13 protein-coding genes are annotated in these 15,700 nt (G+C 59.6%); 2 read left to right on the forward strand and 11 right to left on the reverse strand.

Annotated elements, in window-relative coordinates; all coding sequences use genetic code 11:
* Window positions 1–36: 36 nt before the first annotated feature.
* From yacG to pilB, 5 genes are read right to left on the reverse strand one after another with little or no spacing between them, the layout of a single operon-like run.
* Window positions 37–237, reverse strand: a complete 201-nt coding sequence (yacG, locus tag ACA067_RS03685; RefSeq protein WP_123367803.1) for a DNA gyrase inhibitor YacG — start codon at window positions 235–237, stop codon at window positions 37–39.
* Complete coding sequence (gene coaE / locus ACA067_RS03690; protein ID WP_497460648.1) at window positions 234–857, reverse strand: dephospho-CoA kinase; 624 nt, start codon at window positions 855–857, stop codon at window positions 234–236. Before coaE ends, yacG begins: the two co-directional genes overlap by 4 nt.
* The gene (locus ACA067_RS03695; RefSeq protein WP_497460649.1) at window positions 854–1,726 is read right to left on the reverse strand and encodes a prepilin peptidase; all 873 of its coding nucleotides are present in this window, start codon (window positions 1,724–1,726) and stop codon (window positions 854–856) included. Before ACA067_RS03695 ends, coaE begins: the two co-directional genes overlap by 4 nt.
* A gap of 1 nt (window position 1,727) precedes the next feature.
* Window positions 1,728–2,945 carry a type II secretion system F family protein gene (locus ACA067_RS03700; protein ID WP_497460650.1) on the reverse strand — a complete coding sequence of 406 codons (1,218 nt, stop codon included), beginning with the start codon at window positions 2,943–2,945 and terminating at the stop codon, window positions 1,728–1,730.
* A 2-nt stretch (window positions 2,946–2,947) separates the two neighbouring features.
* Window positions 2,948–4,648 (reverse strand): type IV-A pilus assembly ATPase PilB, encoded by a 1,701-nt coding sequence (pilB, locus tag ACA067_RS03705; protein WP_497460651.1) that lies wholly within the window; start codon window positions 4,646–4,648, stop codon window positions 2,948–2,950.
* Window positions 4,649–4,874: 226 nt separating this feature from the next.
* On the opposite strand from pilB, the gene ACA067_RS03710 reads away from it, so the two are divergent.
* Window positions 4,875–5,285, forward strand: a complete 411-nt coding sequence (locus tag ACA067_RS03710) for a pilin (RefSeq protein WP_497460652.1) — start codon at window positions 4,875–4,877, stop codon at window positions 5,283–5,285.
* Between the two features lie 315 nt (window positions 5,286–5,600).
* Entirely contained in the window at window positions 5,601–5,954 is a 354-nt protein-coding gene (locus tag ACA067_RS03715) for a BON domain-containing protein (protein WP_497460653.1), read from the forward strand.
* 203 nt (window positions 5,955–6,157) lie between these two features.
* Here the strand turns inward: ACA067_RS03715 and ACA067_RS03720 are convergent, their stop codons facing one another.
* From ACA067_RS03720 to pgi, 6 genes are all read right to left on the reverse strand, one after another.
* On the reverse strand, window positions 6,158–6,454 hold the full coding sequence (locus ACA067_RS03720; protein ID WP_497462724.1) for a DUF2845 domain-containing protein: 297 nt from the start codon (window positions 6,452–6,454) through the stop codon (window positions 6,158–6,160).
* The gene (locus ACA067_RS03725) at window positions 6,454–9,405 is read right to left on the reverse strand and encodes a DUF748 domain-containing protein (RefSeq protein ID WP_497460654.1); all 2,952 of its coding nucleotides are present in this window, start codon (window positions 9,403–9,405) and stop codon (window positions 6,454–6,456) included. The genes ACA067_RS03720 and ACA067_RS03725 overlap by 1 nt, the downstream gene beginning before the upstream one ends.
* 92 nt (window positions 9,406–9,497) lie before the next feature.
* Window positions 9,498–10,514 carry a class I SAM-dependent rRNA methyltransferase gene (locus ACA067_RS03730; protein ID WP_497460655.1) on the reverse strand — a complete coding sequence of 339 codons (1,017 nt, stop codon included), beginning with the start codon at window positions 10,512–10,514 and terminating at the stop codon, window positions 9,498–9,500.
* A 159-nt stretch (window positions 10,515–10,673) separates the two neighbouring features.
* Window positions 10,674–11,546 (reverse strand): oxygenase MpaB family protein, encoded by an 873-nt coding sequence (locus ACA067_RS03735; protein ID WP_497460656.1) that lies wholly within the window; start codon window positions 11,544–11,546, stop codon window positions 10,674–10,676.
* Between the two features lie 119 nt (window positions 11,547–11,665).
* Window positions 11,666–13,603, reverse strand: coding sequence for an acetate--CoA ligase (acs, locus tag ACA067_RS03740; RefSeq protein ID WP_497460657.1), 1,938 nt, complete (start codon window positions 13,601–13,603; stop codon window positions 11,666–11,668).
* A 171-nt stretch (window positions 13,604–13,774) separates the two neighbouring features.
* Complete coding sequence (gene pgi, locus ACA067_RS03745; protein ID WP_497460658.1) at window positions 13,775–15,439, reverse strand: glucose-6-phosphate isomerase; 1,665 nt, start codon at window positions 15,437–15,439, stop codon at window positions 13,775–13,777.
* Window positions 15,440–15,700 lie beyond the last annotated feature (261 nt).

Consider the following 15,700-nt stretch of genomic DNA (forward strand, 5'->3'; position numbering starts at 1 on the left):
GCCGATTACGGCTTCATGCGGCACTAATGCCCGGTATCAGTGACGCGGTTCGAAATCTTCGCTGAACAGGTCGTCTTCGGCGTCCGGACTGACCGGAATCTTGTGTTCTTCCGACGCCCAGGCACCCAGGTCAATCAGCTTGCAACGGTCCGAACAGAATGGCCGGAACTTGCTCTCGGGGCTCCATTCCACAGGGGCGCCACAGGTTGGGCAATCGACGGTTGGGGTTTGGCTCATGACTGGCCTCCACGCAAAGTAAGGTAAAAGTGATGCAGGCGTTCGACCTCGCTGTGCAGCCAGGCGAGGTCGCGGTCGTTGACCACCACATCGTCGGCATGGCTCACGCGATCCTGGCGGCTGGACTGGGCCTTGAGGATCGCCTGGACCTGTTGCTCGCTGATCTGGTCGCGCTGCAGGGTGCGTTCGATCTGTAGTTGTTCGGGCGCGTCGATCACCAACACCCGTTGGGTCATGGCGTACTGTCCCGACTCGATCAACAGCGGCGAAACCAGAATCGCGTAAGGCGATTGTGCCTTGCTTAGATGATCGGCGATCTCCGTGGCGATCAGCGGGTGCAAGAGCGCTTCGAGCCAGAGACGTTGTTCAGGCACTTCGAAGATCAATTTGCGCAACGCTGCGCGATCCAGTTGCCCGTCGGCTTGCAGCACGCCGGTGCCGAAGTGTTCGGCGATCTTCGCCAGAGCCGGTCGGCCCGGTTCCACTACCCAGCGCGACGCATGATCGGCGTCCACCACGTGCACGCCCAAATCGATAAAGTGCTCGGCAGCCGCGCTTTTGCCGCTGCCGATGCCGCCGGTCAGGCCGAGAATCCAGGGTTTTTCCACAAGGGTATTCATTTCAAACCGACAAACTGCCAATAGAAGTCGGTTATTTGACCACCCCAGAGCAAGGCAATCCAGCCGGCAATCGCCAGATAGGGCCCGAAAGGGATCGGCGTCGAGGTTTTCGCGTCGCGCACACGCAGCAAAATCACGCCGATAACGGCACCCACCAACGATGACAACAGGATAGTCAGCGGCAAGAGCTGCCAGCCGCCCCAGGCGCCCAGCATCGCCAACAGCTTGAAATCACCGTGGCCCATGCCGTCCTTGCCGGTGACCAGCTTGAACAGCCAGAACACCGACCACAGCGCCATGTAGCCGGCAACCGCGCCCCACAACGCCTCATGCAACGGCACGAACAGCTCGAAACTGTTGACGATCAGCCCCAGCCACAACAGCGGAAGCACCAGTACATCCGGTAACAGTTGGTGCTCGGCATCGATCAGGCTCATGGCCAACAGGCCCCAGGTCAGGACCAGCGCCATGCACGCCGGCCAACCGAATCCGAAGTGCCAGGCGATGAACGCCGACAGCAGACCGCAGGCCAGTTCGGTCAATGGGTAGCGTTTGCTGATCGGCGTCTTGCAGCTTGAGCAGCGTCCCCGTAGAAACGTATAACTGAGCAGCGGGATATTTTCCCAGGCGCGAATCCGGTGGCTGCAGTGCGGGCACTGAGAGTGGGGCAGCAGCAGGTTGTAAATCGGCAGGGGCGTTTCGTCAGGCAAACCCAGAATATCGTGGGCCTGTAGTCGCCACTCGCGCTCGAGCATTTTCGGCAGGCGCCAGATCACCACATTGAGGAAGCTGCCGACCAGCAGGCCGAGCACTGCCGCAATGACGACGAAGGCCAGCGGATAGATCATCAGGATTTCGTTCAAGGGCATGTCAGATCGCAGAGCCGAGTTGGAAGATGGGCAGGTACATCGCAACCACCAGGCCACCGACTACAACCCCCAGCACCACCATGATGAACGGTTCCATCAGGCTGGTGAGGTTATCGACCATGTTGTCCACTTCGTCCTCATAGAAACTCGCGACCTTGTCGAGCATGTCGTCCAGTGCCCCGGACTCTTCGCCAATGGCCGTCATCTGGATCGCCATGTTCGGAAAGATACCGGAGGAGCGCATGGAAAAATTCAGCTGCATACCGGTCGACACGTCCTGCTTGATGCGCAGCACCGCACGCTTGAACACGATGTTGCCGGTCGCGCCCGCCACTGACTCCAGGGCCTCGACCAACGGCACGCCGGCGGCGAAGGTGGTCGACAGTGTACGGGCATAACGGGCCACCGCGGACTTGTACATCAGCGTGCCAACCAACGGCAGTTTCAGCAGCCAGGTATCCGTCCGGTCCCGAAAGACTTGGGACGTCTTGAAGGCGTGGCGCAGGCCGAAGACCGCCGCGATCAGCATGCCGAGCATCACCCACCACCAGTCCTGCATGAATTCCGACAGGCCGATGACCATGACGGTGAAGGCCGGCAGTTCGGCACCAAATCCCTTGAACACCGACTCGAACTGCGGCACCACCTTGACCAGCAGAATCCCGGTCACGATGATCGCGACGAACACCACGGCGAGCGGGTAGGTCATGGCTTTCTTGATCTTCGCCTTGAGGCTTTCGCTCTTTTCCTTGTAGGTCGCGACCCGTTCCAACAGGGTGTCCAGGGCGCCGGCCTGTTCGCCGGCATCGACCAGATTGCAGTAGAGCTCATCGAAATACTGGGGCTTTTTGCGCAACGCCGCGGCAAAGCTGTTACCCGCCGCGACTTCCTGTTTCACCTCATCCACCAGTTTGCGCATGGCCGGGTTATCGAAGCCTTCGCCAATGATGTCGAACGATTGCAGCAGCGGCACGCCGGCTTTCATCATGGTCGCCATCTGCCGGGTGAACAGGGCAATGTCCTGGGCCTTGATGCGCTTGCCCAGATTGAAGATCGAGGCGGATTTCTTGCGCACCTTGCCGGGATTGATGCCTTGCTTGCGCAACTGCGCCTTGATCAGCGCCGGATTCTGACCGCTGAGTTCGCCGGTCATTTTCGAGCCTTTCCTGTCCGTGCCTTCCCAGGCATACACGCTGATTTTTGCTGCTTTGACCGCCATGTTCAGTCCTTGGTGACCCGGTTGATTTCTTCAAGGCTGGTGATGCCCTGCATGGCCTTGATCAACCCGGAAGTACGCAGGTCGTTGAACCCGTCTTTACGCATCTGGGTATCGATTTCCAGCGAATTGCCCTCGGCCATGATCAGCCGTTGCAACGCGGGTGTGTTCTTCACCACTTCATAAATCCCTACGCGCCCTTTGTAACCGCCGTTGCAGTGATCGCAACCGATCGGTTCATAGATCGTGAACGAGCCGATGCGTTCCGCGGGGAAACCCTCCTTTAGCAGCGCCTCCCGGGGAATCTCGATCGGTCTCTTGCAATGGCTGCACAGTTTACGCGCCAGGCGTTGGGCGATGATCAGGCTGACCGAGGTGGCGATGTTGAAGCCCTGGATGCCCATGTTGTGCAGGCGGGTCAGGGTTTCCGCGGCGCTGTTGGTGTGCAGGGTCGACAGCACCAGGTGCCCGGTCTGGGCGGCCTTGATGGCGATTTCCGCCGTTTCCAGGTCACGGATTTCGCCGACCATGATGACGTCCGGATCCTGACGCAGAAACGAGCGCAGCGCCTGGGCAAATCCCAGTCCCTGCTTGGGATTGACGTTGACCTGGTTGATGCCTTCCATGTTGATCTCCACCGGGTCTTCGGCGGTGGAGATGTTGATGTCCACGGTGTTGAGAATGTTCAGGCCGGTATAGAGCGACACGGTCTTGCCCGAGCCGGTGGGGCCGGTCACCAGGATCATCCCCTGTGGCTGCTTGAGCGCGGCCATGTACAAGTCTTTCTGGTCGGGCTCGTAGCCGAGGGCATCAATGCCCATTTGCGCGCTGGACGGATCGAGGATCCGGATCACCACTTTCTCGCCCCACAGGGTCGGCAGGGTGTTGACCCTGAAGTCGATGGACTTGCTCTTGGACAGGCGCATCTTGATCCGCCCGTCCTGGGGCCGGCGGCGTTCGGAGATGTCGAGGCTGGCCATGACTTTCAGCCGCGAAGCGATGCGGTTGGCCAGCTGAATCGGTGGTTTGGCGACTTCACGCAGCATGCCGTCGGTGCGCATTCGCACGCGGTAGGTTTTTTCATAGGGCTCGAAATGCAGGTCGGAAGATCCGCTCTTGATCGCATCGAGCAACATCTTGTGAACGAAACGCACCACGGGCGCGTCATCGGCATCCTGTCCGGCGATGGCGTCTTGATTGTTGTCATCGATCGACTCGATGTCCACGCCATCGAGGTCAACGTCGGCCATGTCTTCCAGGCCGGTACTGTGGTTGTCGAAGAATTTCTCGATGGCGTCCGTGAGTTTTTCGTCTTCGACCAGAATGGCTTCGGTACTGAGCCCGGTGCTGAACTGGATATCGTTGATGGCCTGGTGATTGGTTGGATCGGAAACCCCCACGAACAGTTTGTTGCCGCGCCGCCACAGGGGTAGGGCGTGGTGCTGGCGGACCAGTTTCTCACTGACCAGGCCCTTGGGTTGGCTTTCCTTGTCCAGGCAATTGAGGTCCAGCAGCGCCATGCCGAAGTGCTCCGAGGCAATCTCGGCGACCTGACGGCTTTTCACCAGCTTGTTTTGCACCAGGTAGCTGACCAGAGAAATCCGGTTGCGCTGGGCTTGCTGGTACGCCTGTTGCGCGCTTTTATCAGTGAGCAGTTCGGCCAGGACCAATTGCTTGGCCAGGCCGCTAAGGGCGATGTCATTCATGGGGATACCGGACGCAAACAATGCATGACTTATAGCCTAGTCAAGCGGCGGAGCCAAACCAGTGGGACTGAGGTGACAATAATTGTCAGATAGTGCGGATCCTGGGGGTAGGAAAAGGCGATTGCCTCGGCTCAACCCCCCGAAAGCAGCAGGTGACGGGTTTGGCATGGGCTGTGCTGTGGCTAATTCAGGTCATGAGATTTCGACTCATGCATGGAGCTTGTCTATGAATACTCAGAAAGGTTTTACGCTTATCGAACTGCTGATCGTGGTGGCGATCATCGGGATTTTGGCGACGTTTGCGTTGCCGCAATATGCCAAGTATCAGGCAAGGGCTAAGGTTACTGCGAGTATGGCCGAGATAGCTGCATTGAAAGTGCCATTTGAAGACATTATTAATCAGGGCACGGATCCGTCGATTACGTCGATCGGTGGAACGGGCACTACAGGTAACTGCACCATTACCGCTTCGGGAACGGCTTCCAGTGGAGTGGGCACTATTGGTTGCGTCATTCTTAATGCGCCGGGTCAGGTACTCAACAAAACCATCACACTCTCACGGACGATGACGGGAGGGTGGACGTGTGGGACAACAGTCGAACAGGAATATGCGCCTAAAGGTTGCAAGGGCGTTTGATGTGATTGTCGGTTAGGTTGATCAAAACCCGCGTCCCACGATGCGGGTTTTTTATTAATGACGCGCGACTTCTCTACAAAACAGAAAAATCCCGACAATTCATGGCCTTAGGCCCACGCCAAAACCCGCAACTTGCATGTAGATAATTTCGAAGTCATGCATTTTGCATGATTCCGAAAATTGAGAGGATTATTAAGTTGTTGATTTATAAAGACTTATTGGCTGTCTCAAAGTTGGCATAGCGTTCGCAATATACCCAGTAACCCTGCTGACAAGACACGCAGCAGACTTTATGAAAAAACAGGAGTTACTCGTATGAAGAAGTTCGCTATCACTGCCGCTGCTGCTACCGCGCTGACCCTGACCCTGGCCAACGCTGCATTTGCCCAGACTCAAGCCACTCAAGCGCCAATGGTGCTGGCTGCCGGTGAAGTCACCGAAGCCAAAGAAGCCACTTCCGATACCTGGATCACCACCAAAGTCAAAGCAGACCTGGTCACCGAAAAAGGCATTCCTGGTACTGACATCAAGGTTGAAACCAACAAAGGTGTTGTTTCCCTGTCGTCTACCACCGCAGTGACTGAATCTCAGAAAGACGTCGCCGTGGCTATCGCCAAGAAAATCAAAGGCGTCAAAGCGGTCTCCGCTGACGGCCTGAAAGCCGAGTAAGGCAAGACTTCTCGCCTGGACCGGGAGAAGGCGCGGTAGACGAGCCGAGTCATGCGTCTGCCGCAACTTGAGAGTTCATGCGAAAGGCCACAAGGACGTGGCCGTTACAGGCCTCGGACATTCGTGTCCGGGGCCTGTTCTATTATGGGCGTCCCAAAACAACTGTAGGAGCAAGCTTGCTCCTACAAAGATTTATGTCGTGCCTAATTACCGCGTTTGCTGGTGATCTGCTTCAAACGATTACCTTCAAACCGCAGGTACTGGTACATCCCGCCGTTGGGCCCGTAGGTCCATTCCTCGACCTGGAACTCTTCCCGTCGGTCGGCGCTGCGTTTGTAGCCCAGCAGATCACGGCTGACCGGTTCACCGCATTTCTGCAGCACCTCGCCGGACCTGTCCCCGACGCTGATCAATTGACTGCCGCAGCGCAGGGTCTCAGCGGCGCAGGCGTGACTCGCGGCCAGCGCCAGGGCCAGGCCTGTCAGCAATCGTCTGAGCATCATTCGGCGTCCAGGTGCAGTGGCGTAATCACCCGACCGTCACTTTCCGCCTGACCCAGGCTGGCGTCGACGAAGTACACGCGCTCGTCGGCCAGTTGAGCCTTGTCGACCAGATAATCCTTGATGCTGCTGGCGCGATCCTGACCCAGCTGCCGCAACAACACGTCGCTGGTACTCCAGAATTTGATCACGCCCTCACGCATTTTCGCGGTGCGTTCTTCCTTGCCCAGATCCTTCCATTCGGCGGGGGGCTGAGTCTTCAGGCGCGTGCGGTAAATGCCTTCCAGCAGCGGACCTTTCTCGCTGTCCGGTACTTCCACCAGCGCGGCGTTAGCCGGCACCTTGTCACCACGGCGCTGCAGCATTTTGTAGTAGTTGTACTTGTATTCCCGTTCCAGGCGTTGCTCGGCAATCAGCGGGCCATCGCTGCTTTGCGCAGCAGTCCCTTCGATCTCCAGGCGCAGGGCCGGACGTTCCTTGAGCGCCTGGGACAGTTTGATCAACGAGCCCTCGGCCTCCTTGCTCAGGTCGCTGGAACCCGGTGCAAACGAGACAGTGCCCAGATCTTGCGAACCACCGCCACTGACCAGGCCACCAATCATTTTGAAGGGTGCGGCGGCGGCCTTGACGATCAGGTTGCGCAGAGTCTGCCAGATAATAGGCATGACGCTGAACTGTGGATTGTTCAGGTCACCGGTCACCGGCAGCTCGATGGAAATCTTGCCGTCGACGTCCTTGAGCAACGCGATGGCGAGTTTCAAGGGCAGGCTTACCGCATCCGGACTGTCGACCTTTTCACCCAGTTGCAGCTGCTCGACCACCACCTTGTTGTCGGCCTTGAGCTGGCCTTTGGTGATCAGGTAATGCAGGTCGAGATTGAGCCGGCCCTTGCGGATGCGGTAGCCGGCGAATTTGCCGGAGTAGGGCGTCAGGGTCGTCAGTTCCACCCGTTTGAAACTGGTGGCGATGTCGAGGCTGGCCATCGGGTCGAACGGGTTGACCGAGCCCTTGATGGTCACCGGTGCATAGCGGTCGACCTTGCCTTTGATGTCGACACTGGCCGGTTTCGCCTGGCGACTGTCGATGGTGCCGATCTGTCCATTGAGCTGTTGAATGACAGTGGCGAAGTTCGGCGTCAGGCTGAAGTCGGCGAAGTTGGCCGAGCCGTCATTGATGGCAATGCCGCCAATGTGGATGCCCAGTGGTTTGTCTTTGCCGGCGGGTTTGGCGGCGGCGGTTTTGGCGCCGGAGTCAGGCGGTTGCGGGATCAGCAGGTCATCGACGTTAGTGGTGCGGTCGTCGTTGATCATGAAGCGCGCATAGGGCTGGAACAGGTTGACCTTGTCGATCGACAGGCTGTCGCCGTGCTGATAGTTCAGGCCTTCGAGCACCAGTTGCTGCCACTTGAGGAAGTCGCGGGTTTTCAGGGTGTCGAGGGTATGCAACTGATCGACCTGAGCGCGCCCGGTGACGCTGAACGCCAGCGGCTCGGTGCTTTTCAAATCGACTGCCAGCTCACTGCCGAGCATGCCGCTGCGCAGTTCGAGGCGAATGAACGGGTTGATGTAGGACTGCGCGACCCGCAAGTCGATGTCCTTGGTGTGCACGTTCAGTCTGGCGCTGACCGGAGCCAGGTTGACCTCGCCGTCCGCCATGATCTTGCCTTGCTTGCCCACGCCCGTATCGAGCTTGAGGTTGAAGGGCGAGCCATTGAGGCTGTCGAAGTTCTGCAGGTCCAGGTTCAGCGGGCCGACGTCCAGGGCTACGGGCGGTTGTGCCTTGCGGTCAGCCAGATGCACCTGGTAATCGCGCAGTTGCACGTCTTTGAGCAGCACCTGCCACGGCTTGCTCGGCGGAGCAGGTTCAGGCTTGGGGGAATCGGCGGCGGCTGGAGCACTCGCCGGTTCGGCGTTGGCTTTGACCGCCGCTTTGGACGGTTGGCTGGCGAACAGCTTCTGCCAATCGAGTTGTCCGTCCGCTTCCAGGGCCGCCCAGGTTTCCAGTTTATTGCTGCGGATCTTGCCGACCACGACTTGCTGCTTGGCCAGGTCCACCGTGGTGTCGCTGACGTCCAGGCGCGCCAGTTTCGCCAGCGGCCGACCGTCCGGTGCCTTGATGGCAAATGGCGCGATACTGACCGCAACATTGCTCAGCAGCAGTTCGGTTTCCTTGGACAAGTTGAGCTTATAGTCGGTGCTGAGGTCAATGACGCCGTCTTCGAGCACCAGTGGCACCGCGTCACGTACATAGGGCCAAAAGGCTTTCATCTTGCCATCGGTGATCTTCAGCTTACCTTCAGAGGCAATCGGGATCAGGCTGAAGTTGCCGGTCCAGTCGAGCTGTCCACCTCCCGGGCCGACGGCCATCAACGTCATGTCGGCACTGTCTTCGGGCAGCGTGCTGAGGTTCTTCAGCTCGAAGTCGAGTTTGTCGTAGAGGAATTCGATGGGCTCGCTGGGGCGTGCATCCTGAAAGTGCACGTAACCGTCAGCCAGTCTGATGCGCTCGACCCGCAAGGGGAAGGGGTTGGCATCCGGGTCGGCCGGCGTCGGCTCGCTGGCGGGCAGTTTGAACAATCCCAAAAGGTTGAGCTTGCCGTCCTTGCCGAAGAGGATTTCGGTCTTGGGTTTGTCCAGTTCGATATCGGACAGGTGCAGCGCCTTGGTCCAGAGGCTGTCGATCTGCAGATTGGCATACAGCCGCTCGAAGCCGACCTGTTCCTTGCCCGGCTCGCCAATGACCAGGCCCCAGAGGGTGACTTCAAGGCTGAACGGGTTGAGCTCGATCCGCTGGATCGTGGCGGGTGTCGTTGCGTAGTTGGCCAGCTGCTGGTTGGCCACCCGCAACGCGATACCCGGCAAAATCAGAAACCCCAATAGGCTGTAGAGGGCCAGCGCGGTCAACAGAGCGCCAATGGCGCGAATCAATCCTTTGGGCATGTGCGGCTTCATTTGTCTGAATCGGAGTGCCTTGGAGTATGGCACGCGATTCTGGTTCCGAAGTCACTGCGCTTTCAGGATTTGTTTTACGCTATTGCTGAATCTCAGAACTGCAGGATCAGCGTTTTCAGCGGCGGCTGTTGATCCATGGACGGAAAATCGCCGCCCGGTTTCATCACTGTCCACTCACGCACCGGACGCCCGGCTTTCTCGGCACACCGCAAAACCTGTTCGCGCCAGTCGTCCATGCTGACTTTTGCCAGGTTGTTGCAGCAGATCAGCACGCCATCGTCGGCGGTGGTCAACAACGCCGGTTTCAGCAGGCTCTGGTAGTCGCGCAGCAGGTCGACGGTGCCGAATGCGCTCTTGGCCCAGGCCGGCGGATCCAGTAGCACCAGATCGTACTGGCGCGGTTCCACACGCTGATAGCTCGGCAGTTTCTGCCCGCGACGCTGGCTGATGGGCAGGCCGGCCAACTGCCGGATCGCCGGGAAGTAGTCGGACTGGATAAATTGCATGGTCGGCAATTGCGGATTGAGCAGACCGTTCTCGCGACCGACCGCCAGGTTGCCTTCGGCAAAGTCCAGGTTGCACACCTCGCGGGCGCCACCGGCTGCGGCGCTCAAACCGACGCCGCAGGTATAGGCGAACAGGTTCAACACCGTTTTGTCTTGGCTGTGCGCCTTGACCCAGCCCCGGGTGTTGCGCAGATCGAGGAACAGCAGTGGGTCCTGGCCTGGATGGCGACCGCGAACCCTATAGTTCAGGCCCCATTCATGGCCGATCAGGTCTTGCAGGGCGGCTTCATCGGCGCGGTAGACCGTGTCTTCGCGGTCGATGCGCGAGTGACCCCGGGAGCGGTCGTTGTACACCAGCAGGGTGTCGAGGCCGAGGTGCTGATTGACGGTGTCGTGCAGTTGCAGCAGGGCATCCCGCTCCAGGGGCTGGTGAAAGCTTTGCACCAGCAGTTGCGGGCCGTAGCGGTCGATGGTCAGGCCGCCAGCGCCTTCCTGGCTGCCATGGAACAGCCGATAGCAATCGGTGCCCTGCTGGTGCAGCTCGGCGAGCAGGTCCTGGCGACGATCGAGGGCGGCGCGCAGCGCCTGATTCAAGGAAGACATGCTGGGCGCCTTGCAGGGGGAATTTGGCGCGGGAGTTTAACAGCTTGAGCCATGAAGAACCTGTGGGAGCGTGGCTTGCCCGCGATGAAGGATAACGCGATTCGTCAGATGAACCGTGGTGCGACCGTCGCGGACAAGCCACGCTCCCACAAAGAAGGGTTAACTCAGCAACCCCATCCGTCGCCTGGCCCGCTGCACCGACCCATTACGCACCGCCCAGCGCAACATCGGTGCACTGCGATTGACGCTGGCGCGGATCAACTTTCGTTGCAGCGGGCCCTGGTTCACACCCAACATGTCGCTGGCCCAGTCCGGCAGCAGGTCAATCCCGGCCTGCATCATCAAGCCGCCGAAAGGCTTGGCCAGGCGGCTGGGGGCGGGGGCGTCCAACAGCAGCCGCAACACTTCTCGACTGCGCTCGTCGCACAGCAGTTGTGGGCGCATGTGCTCAAGGTAATCGGCAATGTCCCGTCGTGACCGGGGTACATCACGTGCGCCCAGACGCTCTGCAACCATGGCGATTTCGGCGTAATAGCGATCCTGATCGGCCAGGGACAGCTTCGGGTTGCGGTAACGCAGGTGCGCGGCGAGGAAATTGCTGACCTCGGCCACGTGTACCCAGGTCAGCAGCCCGGGGTCGCTGGCGGCATAAGGCCGGCCATCAGGGGCAGTGCCGGTCACTTGCAGGTGGATGGTGCGGACTTTCTCGATCAGCCAGTCGGCGTCCTTTCGCGAACCGAACGTGGTGCCGGAAATGAATTGCCCGGTGCGACGCAAGCGGCCGAGCATATCCTGGCGAAAATTCGAATGGTCCCAGACCCCGGCCAGGGCCAGTGGATGCAGGGCTTGCAGCATCAGGGCACTGATGCCGCCGATCAGCATACTGCTGAAGTCGCCATGCACTTGCCAGCTCACCGAATCGGGTCCGAACAGGCCGGGATCGCCCTTGGGGTTTTCCAGGTCGAGCTTGCCCAGGGACAGACCGGTCAGGCTCATGATCTGGGTTTCGATGCGGCTGCGGATGAATTCCATGGCGACCTGTAGGAGCGAGCTTGCTCGCGAAAAGCGTGAGGGCAACGCGTTGATCCAGACAACGCGCGTTATCGTTAACGTCCATCGCGAGCAAGCTCGCTCCTACAGATACCGGTGGGTTACTGGTTCAGGCGTTTATCGACCAGCTCCTGAACCACGCTGGGGTCAGCCAGGGTCGAAGTGTCGCCCAACGTGTCCAGCTCGTTGCAGGCAATCTTGCGCAGGATCCGCCGCATGATCTTGCCCGAACGGGTTTTCGGCAACGCCGGGGCCCACTGGATCAAGTCCGGTTTGGCGAAACTGCCGATTTCCTCGCTGACATGCGCCAGCAATTCTTTCTTCAGTTCGTCGTTGGGTTCGGTGCCGTTCATGGGGGTGACAAAGGCATAGATGCCCTGGCCCTTGACGTCGTGGGGATAGCCGACCACCGCCGCTTCGGCGATGCTGTCATGCAGCACCAGGGCGCTTTCCACCTCGGCGGTGCCGATGCGGTGTCCGGATACATTGATCACGTCGTCGATGCGCCCGGTGATCCAGTAGTCGCCGTCTTCGTCGCGCCGCGCGCCGTCGCCGGTGAAGTAATAGCCGGGGTAAGGCTTGAAGTAAGTGTCGACCATCCGTTGCGGGTCCCCGTAGACACTGCGAATCTGCGCCGGCCAGCTGGATTTGATCGCCAGTACGCCGCTGCCGGCACCCTTGATCTCCTTGCCCACTTCATCCAGCAACACCGGCTGCACGCCGAACATCGGTTGCGTGGCGCAGCCGGGTTTGATCCGTTGGGCGCTGACCAGGGGGCTGAGCATGATGCCGCCGGTTTCGGTCTGCCACCACGTGTCGACGATCGGGCAACGCTGCTCGCCGACGGCATTGAAGTACCATTCCCAGGCTTCCGGGTTGATGGGCTCACCGACACTGCCGAGTAATCTGAGGCTCGCGCGGGTCGTTTCCTTCAAGGGCTCGAGGCCTTCGCGCATCAGCGAGCGCAGGGCGGTCGGTGCGGTGTAGAAGATGTTCACGTGGTGCTTGTCGATGACCTGCCAGAAGCGCGAGCTGCTCGGGTAGCTGGGTACGCCTTCGAAGATCAGGGTGGTGGCGCCGTTAGCCAGCGGACCGTAGACGATGTAGCTGTGGCCGGTGACCCAGCCGACGTCGGCGGTGCACCAGAAAACCTCGTCGTCGCGGAAGTCGAGTACGTACTTGAAGGTCATCGCCGCTTGCAGCAGATAGCCACCCGTGGTGTGCAGCACGCCTTTGGGTTTGCCAGTGCTACCGGAGGTGTAGAGGATGAACAGCGGGTCTTCGGCGTCCATCGGCTCAGGCGGGCAATCGTCGCTGACGTCGCGCAGCGCCTGGTGATACCAGAGATCGCGACCTTCGACCCAGTCAACCTCGCCCTGGGTGCGCTCGACCACAATGACCGTGCTGACGTTCGGGCAACTTTGCAGCGCCTTGTCGACCTTCTGCTTGAGCGGCACGACTTTACCGCCGCGCACACCTTCATCGGCGGTGATCACGGTGCGGCAGTCGGCGTCGAGAATACGGTCGCGCACAGAGTCCGGGGAGAAACCTCCAAACACCACCGAATGCACCGCACCGATCCGGGTGCAGGCGAGCATGGCATAAGCCGCTTCGGGGATCATCGGCATGTAAATGCATACCCGATCGCCTTTTTTCACGCCACGGCTTTTGAGCACATTGGCCAGGCGACAGACGTTGTGATGCAGTTTTTTGTAGGTGATCTGTGTGGATTCAGCAGGGTCGTCGCCTTCCCAGATGATTGCGATCTGATCGCCGCGCTTTTCCAGGTGGCGGTCGATGCAGTTGTAACTGACATTCAGCTTTCCGCCGGCGAACCAGCTGGCCTCACCGGTTTTCAGGTTGTAACGCTGGACGGTGTCCCAGGGCGTACTCCAGTCGAGAAAACGAGTGGCCTGTTCGGCCCAGAAGGTGCTGGGATGTTCGATGGATTGGCGGTACAGGCGCTTATAGTCGTCTTGACTTAATTGAGCAGCCCGCCGGACGGCATCGGCTTTGGGGAACGTGCTGATATCGAACATGACGGTTCCTTATTCTTGTTTTGAGACAAGAGGGGAGCTACACGACCCTCGTAGGAGCTGGCTTGCCAGCGAAGGCGGCGTATCAGTCGACACACATGTCGAATGACACACCGCCTTCGCTGGCAAGCCAGCTCCTACAAGGTTAGTACCTCCTGCAGGAGTGGCGTCAAATCACCCGCGGTGACGACCGCGGAAGTAGTTGATCAGGCCTTGGGTGGAAGCATCGTCAGCCGGGGTTTCTTCTTTGCCGACCAGGCGGTTGTAGACGCCTTTGCCCAGCTCCTTGCCCAGCTCCACGCCCCACTGGTCGAAGGCGTTGATGCCCCAGACCACGCTTTGCACGAAGACTTTGTGTTCGTACATCGCCACCAGCGCGCCAAGACGACGCGGGCTGATGCGCTCGACCACCAGGGTGTTGCTCGGACGGTTGCCCGGAATCACCTTGTGCGGTGCGATTTTCTGCACGTCTTCTTCGCTCACGCCCTTGTCACGCAATTCGGCTTCTGCCTCGGTGCGGTTCTTGCCGAGCATCAGCGCCTGGCTTTGCGACAGGCAGTTGGCGTACAGCCACTGATGGTGGTCGGACACCGGGTTGAAGCTGACGATCGGCACAATGAAGTCGGCCGGGATCAGTTGGGTGCCCTGGTGCAGTAACTGGTGATAGGCGTGCTGACCGTTGCACCCCACGCCACCCCAGATCACCGGACCGGTGTCGGTGGACACGGGAGTGCCGTCCTGACGCACGCTCTTGCCGTTGGACTCCATGTCCAGCTGTTGCAGGTGTTTGGTGATGTTGCGCAGGTAGTGGTCGTACGGCAGGATCGCATGGCTCTGCGCGCCCCAGAAGTTGCCGTACCAGACGCCGAGCAACGCCAGCAGCACCGGCATGTTCTGATCGAATGGCGCGCTCTGGAAATGCTGGTCCATGGTGTAGGCGCCGGACAGCAGTTCCTTGAAGTTCGACATGCCGATGGCCAGGGCAATCGGCAGGCCGATGGCCGACCACAGCGAGTAACGCCCGCCGACCCAATCCCACATCGGGAAGATGTTTTCTTCGCGGATACCGAACGCCACGGCCGCCGCGTTGTTGCTGGAGACGGCGATGAAGTGACGATACAGCTCGGCCTCCGAGCCACCTTGAGCCAGGTACCAGGCACGCGCGGCCTGAGCATTCTTCAGGGTTTCGAGGGTGTTGAAGGACTTCGACGAGACAATGAACAGCGTGGTCTCGGCGCGCAGCTTCATGGTCAGTTCGTGGAACTCGGTGCCATCGATGTTCGCCAGGTAGTGGCAGCGCACGCCTTTCTGCGCGTAGGACAGCAGCGCTTCGGAGACCAGTTCCGGGCCGAGGAAGGAGCCACCGATGCCGATGTTCACGACGTCAGTGATCGGCTTCTCGGTGTAACCGCGCCACAGACCATCGTGAATACGGCCCACGAGGTCGGTGATCTGGTTCAGTACCTTGTGCACTTCCGGCATCACGTTGACGCCATTGACCGACAGCTTGTCGCCCACCGGGCGGCGCAGGGCGGTATGCAAGGCCGGACGACCTTCCGAGGAGTTGACGATTTCGCCGTCGAACAGCGCCTTGATTGCGCCCTGGAGGTCGACTTCGTTGGCCAGGCCCACCAGCAGATCGCGGGTCTGGGCGTTGATCAGGTTCTTCGAATAGTCGAGAAACAGACCACAGCTGCTGAGGGTGAATTGAGTAAAGCGCTGCGGATCGGCATTGAAGGCTTCGCGCATGCTGAAATCCTGCATGGCTTGGCGGTGGTCATTCAACGCTTGCCAGGCGGGCAGAGCGGTCACATCGTGGGGAGTGCGGTAGTACGCCATCGCTGCGGGTTTCCTTTTTACTTGAACGGCCTTTTGAACACTAAAAATCCCGGAGCGCTGCGGGTGGGCGGTCCGGTCAACTGCGTCGACACGATTTCATGGCGCAGGGCGAATACAGTAACTCCCGCGCGGTGATCTGTCTTGACTTTGTCTGACCTGTTTCCGGTACTTTTTTGACATCGAACCGAGGAGCAGTCCGACAGACGGAGGGGAGGAAGCACTACGTTATGAATATAGCCGCAGATCTAATGTGGGAGCGGG

The organism is Pseudomonas sp. LBUM1674, assembly GCF_059695635.1.

Bases quoted from the DNA above. Each gene is read 5' to 3' on its own strand.
- ACA067_RS03715 (WP_497460653.1), top strand. From the start codon at position 5,601: ATGAAGAAGTTCGCTATCACTGCCGCTGCTGCTACCGCGCTGACCCTG.
- ACA067_RS03730 (WP_497460655.1), bottom strand. From the start codon at position 10,514: ATGTCTTCCTTGAATCAGGCGCTGCGCGCCGCCCTCGATCGTCGCCAG.
- ACA067_RS03720 (WP_497462724.1), bottom strand. From the start codon at position 6,454: ATGCTCAGACGATTGCTGACAGGCCTGGCCCTGGCGCTGGCCGCGAGT.
- pgi (WP_497460658.1), bottom strand. From the start codon at position 15,439: ATGGCGTACTACCGCACTCCCCACGATGTGACCGCTCTGCCCGCCTGG.
- ACA067_RS03735 (WP_497460656.1), bottom strand. From the start codon at position 11,546: ATGGAATTCATCCGCAGCCGCATCGAAACCCAGATCATGAGCCTGACC.
- ACA067_RS03725 (WP_497460654.1), bottom strand. From the start codon at position 9,405: ATGAAGCCGCACATGCCCAAAGGATTGATTCGCGCCATTGGCGCTCTG.
- pilB (WP_497460651.1), bottom strand. From the start codon at position 4,648: ATGAATGACATCGCCCTTAGCGGCCTGGCCAAGCAATTGGTCCTGGCC.
- ACA067_RS03700 (WP_497460650.1), bottom strand. From the start codon at position 2,945: ATGGCGGTCAAAGCAGCAAAAATCAGCGTGTATGCCTGGGAAGGCACG.
- yacG (WP_123367803.1), bottom strand. From the start codon at position 237: ATGAGCCAAACCCCAACCGTCGATTGCCCAACCTGTGGCGCCCCTGTG.
- ACA067_RS03695 (WP_497460649.1), bottom strand. From the start codon at position 1,726: ATGCCCTTGAACGAAATCCTGATGATCTATCCGCTGGCCTTCGTCGTC.
- coaE (WP_497460648.1), bottom strand. From the start codon at position 857: ATGAATACCCTTGTGGAAAAACCCTGGATTCTCGGCCTGACCGGCGGC.
- acs (WP_497460657.1), bottom strand. From the start codon at position 13,603: ATGTTCGATATCAGCACGTTCCCCAAAGCCGATGCCGTCCGGCGGGCT.
- ACA067_RS03710 (WP_497460652.1), top strand. From the start codon at position 4,875: ATGAATACTCAGAAAGGTTTTACGCTTATCGAACTGCTGATCGTGGTG.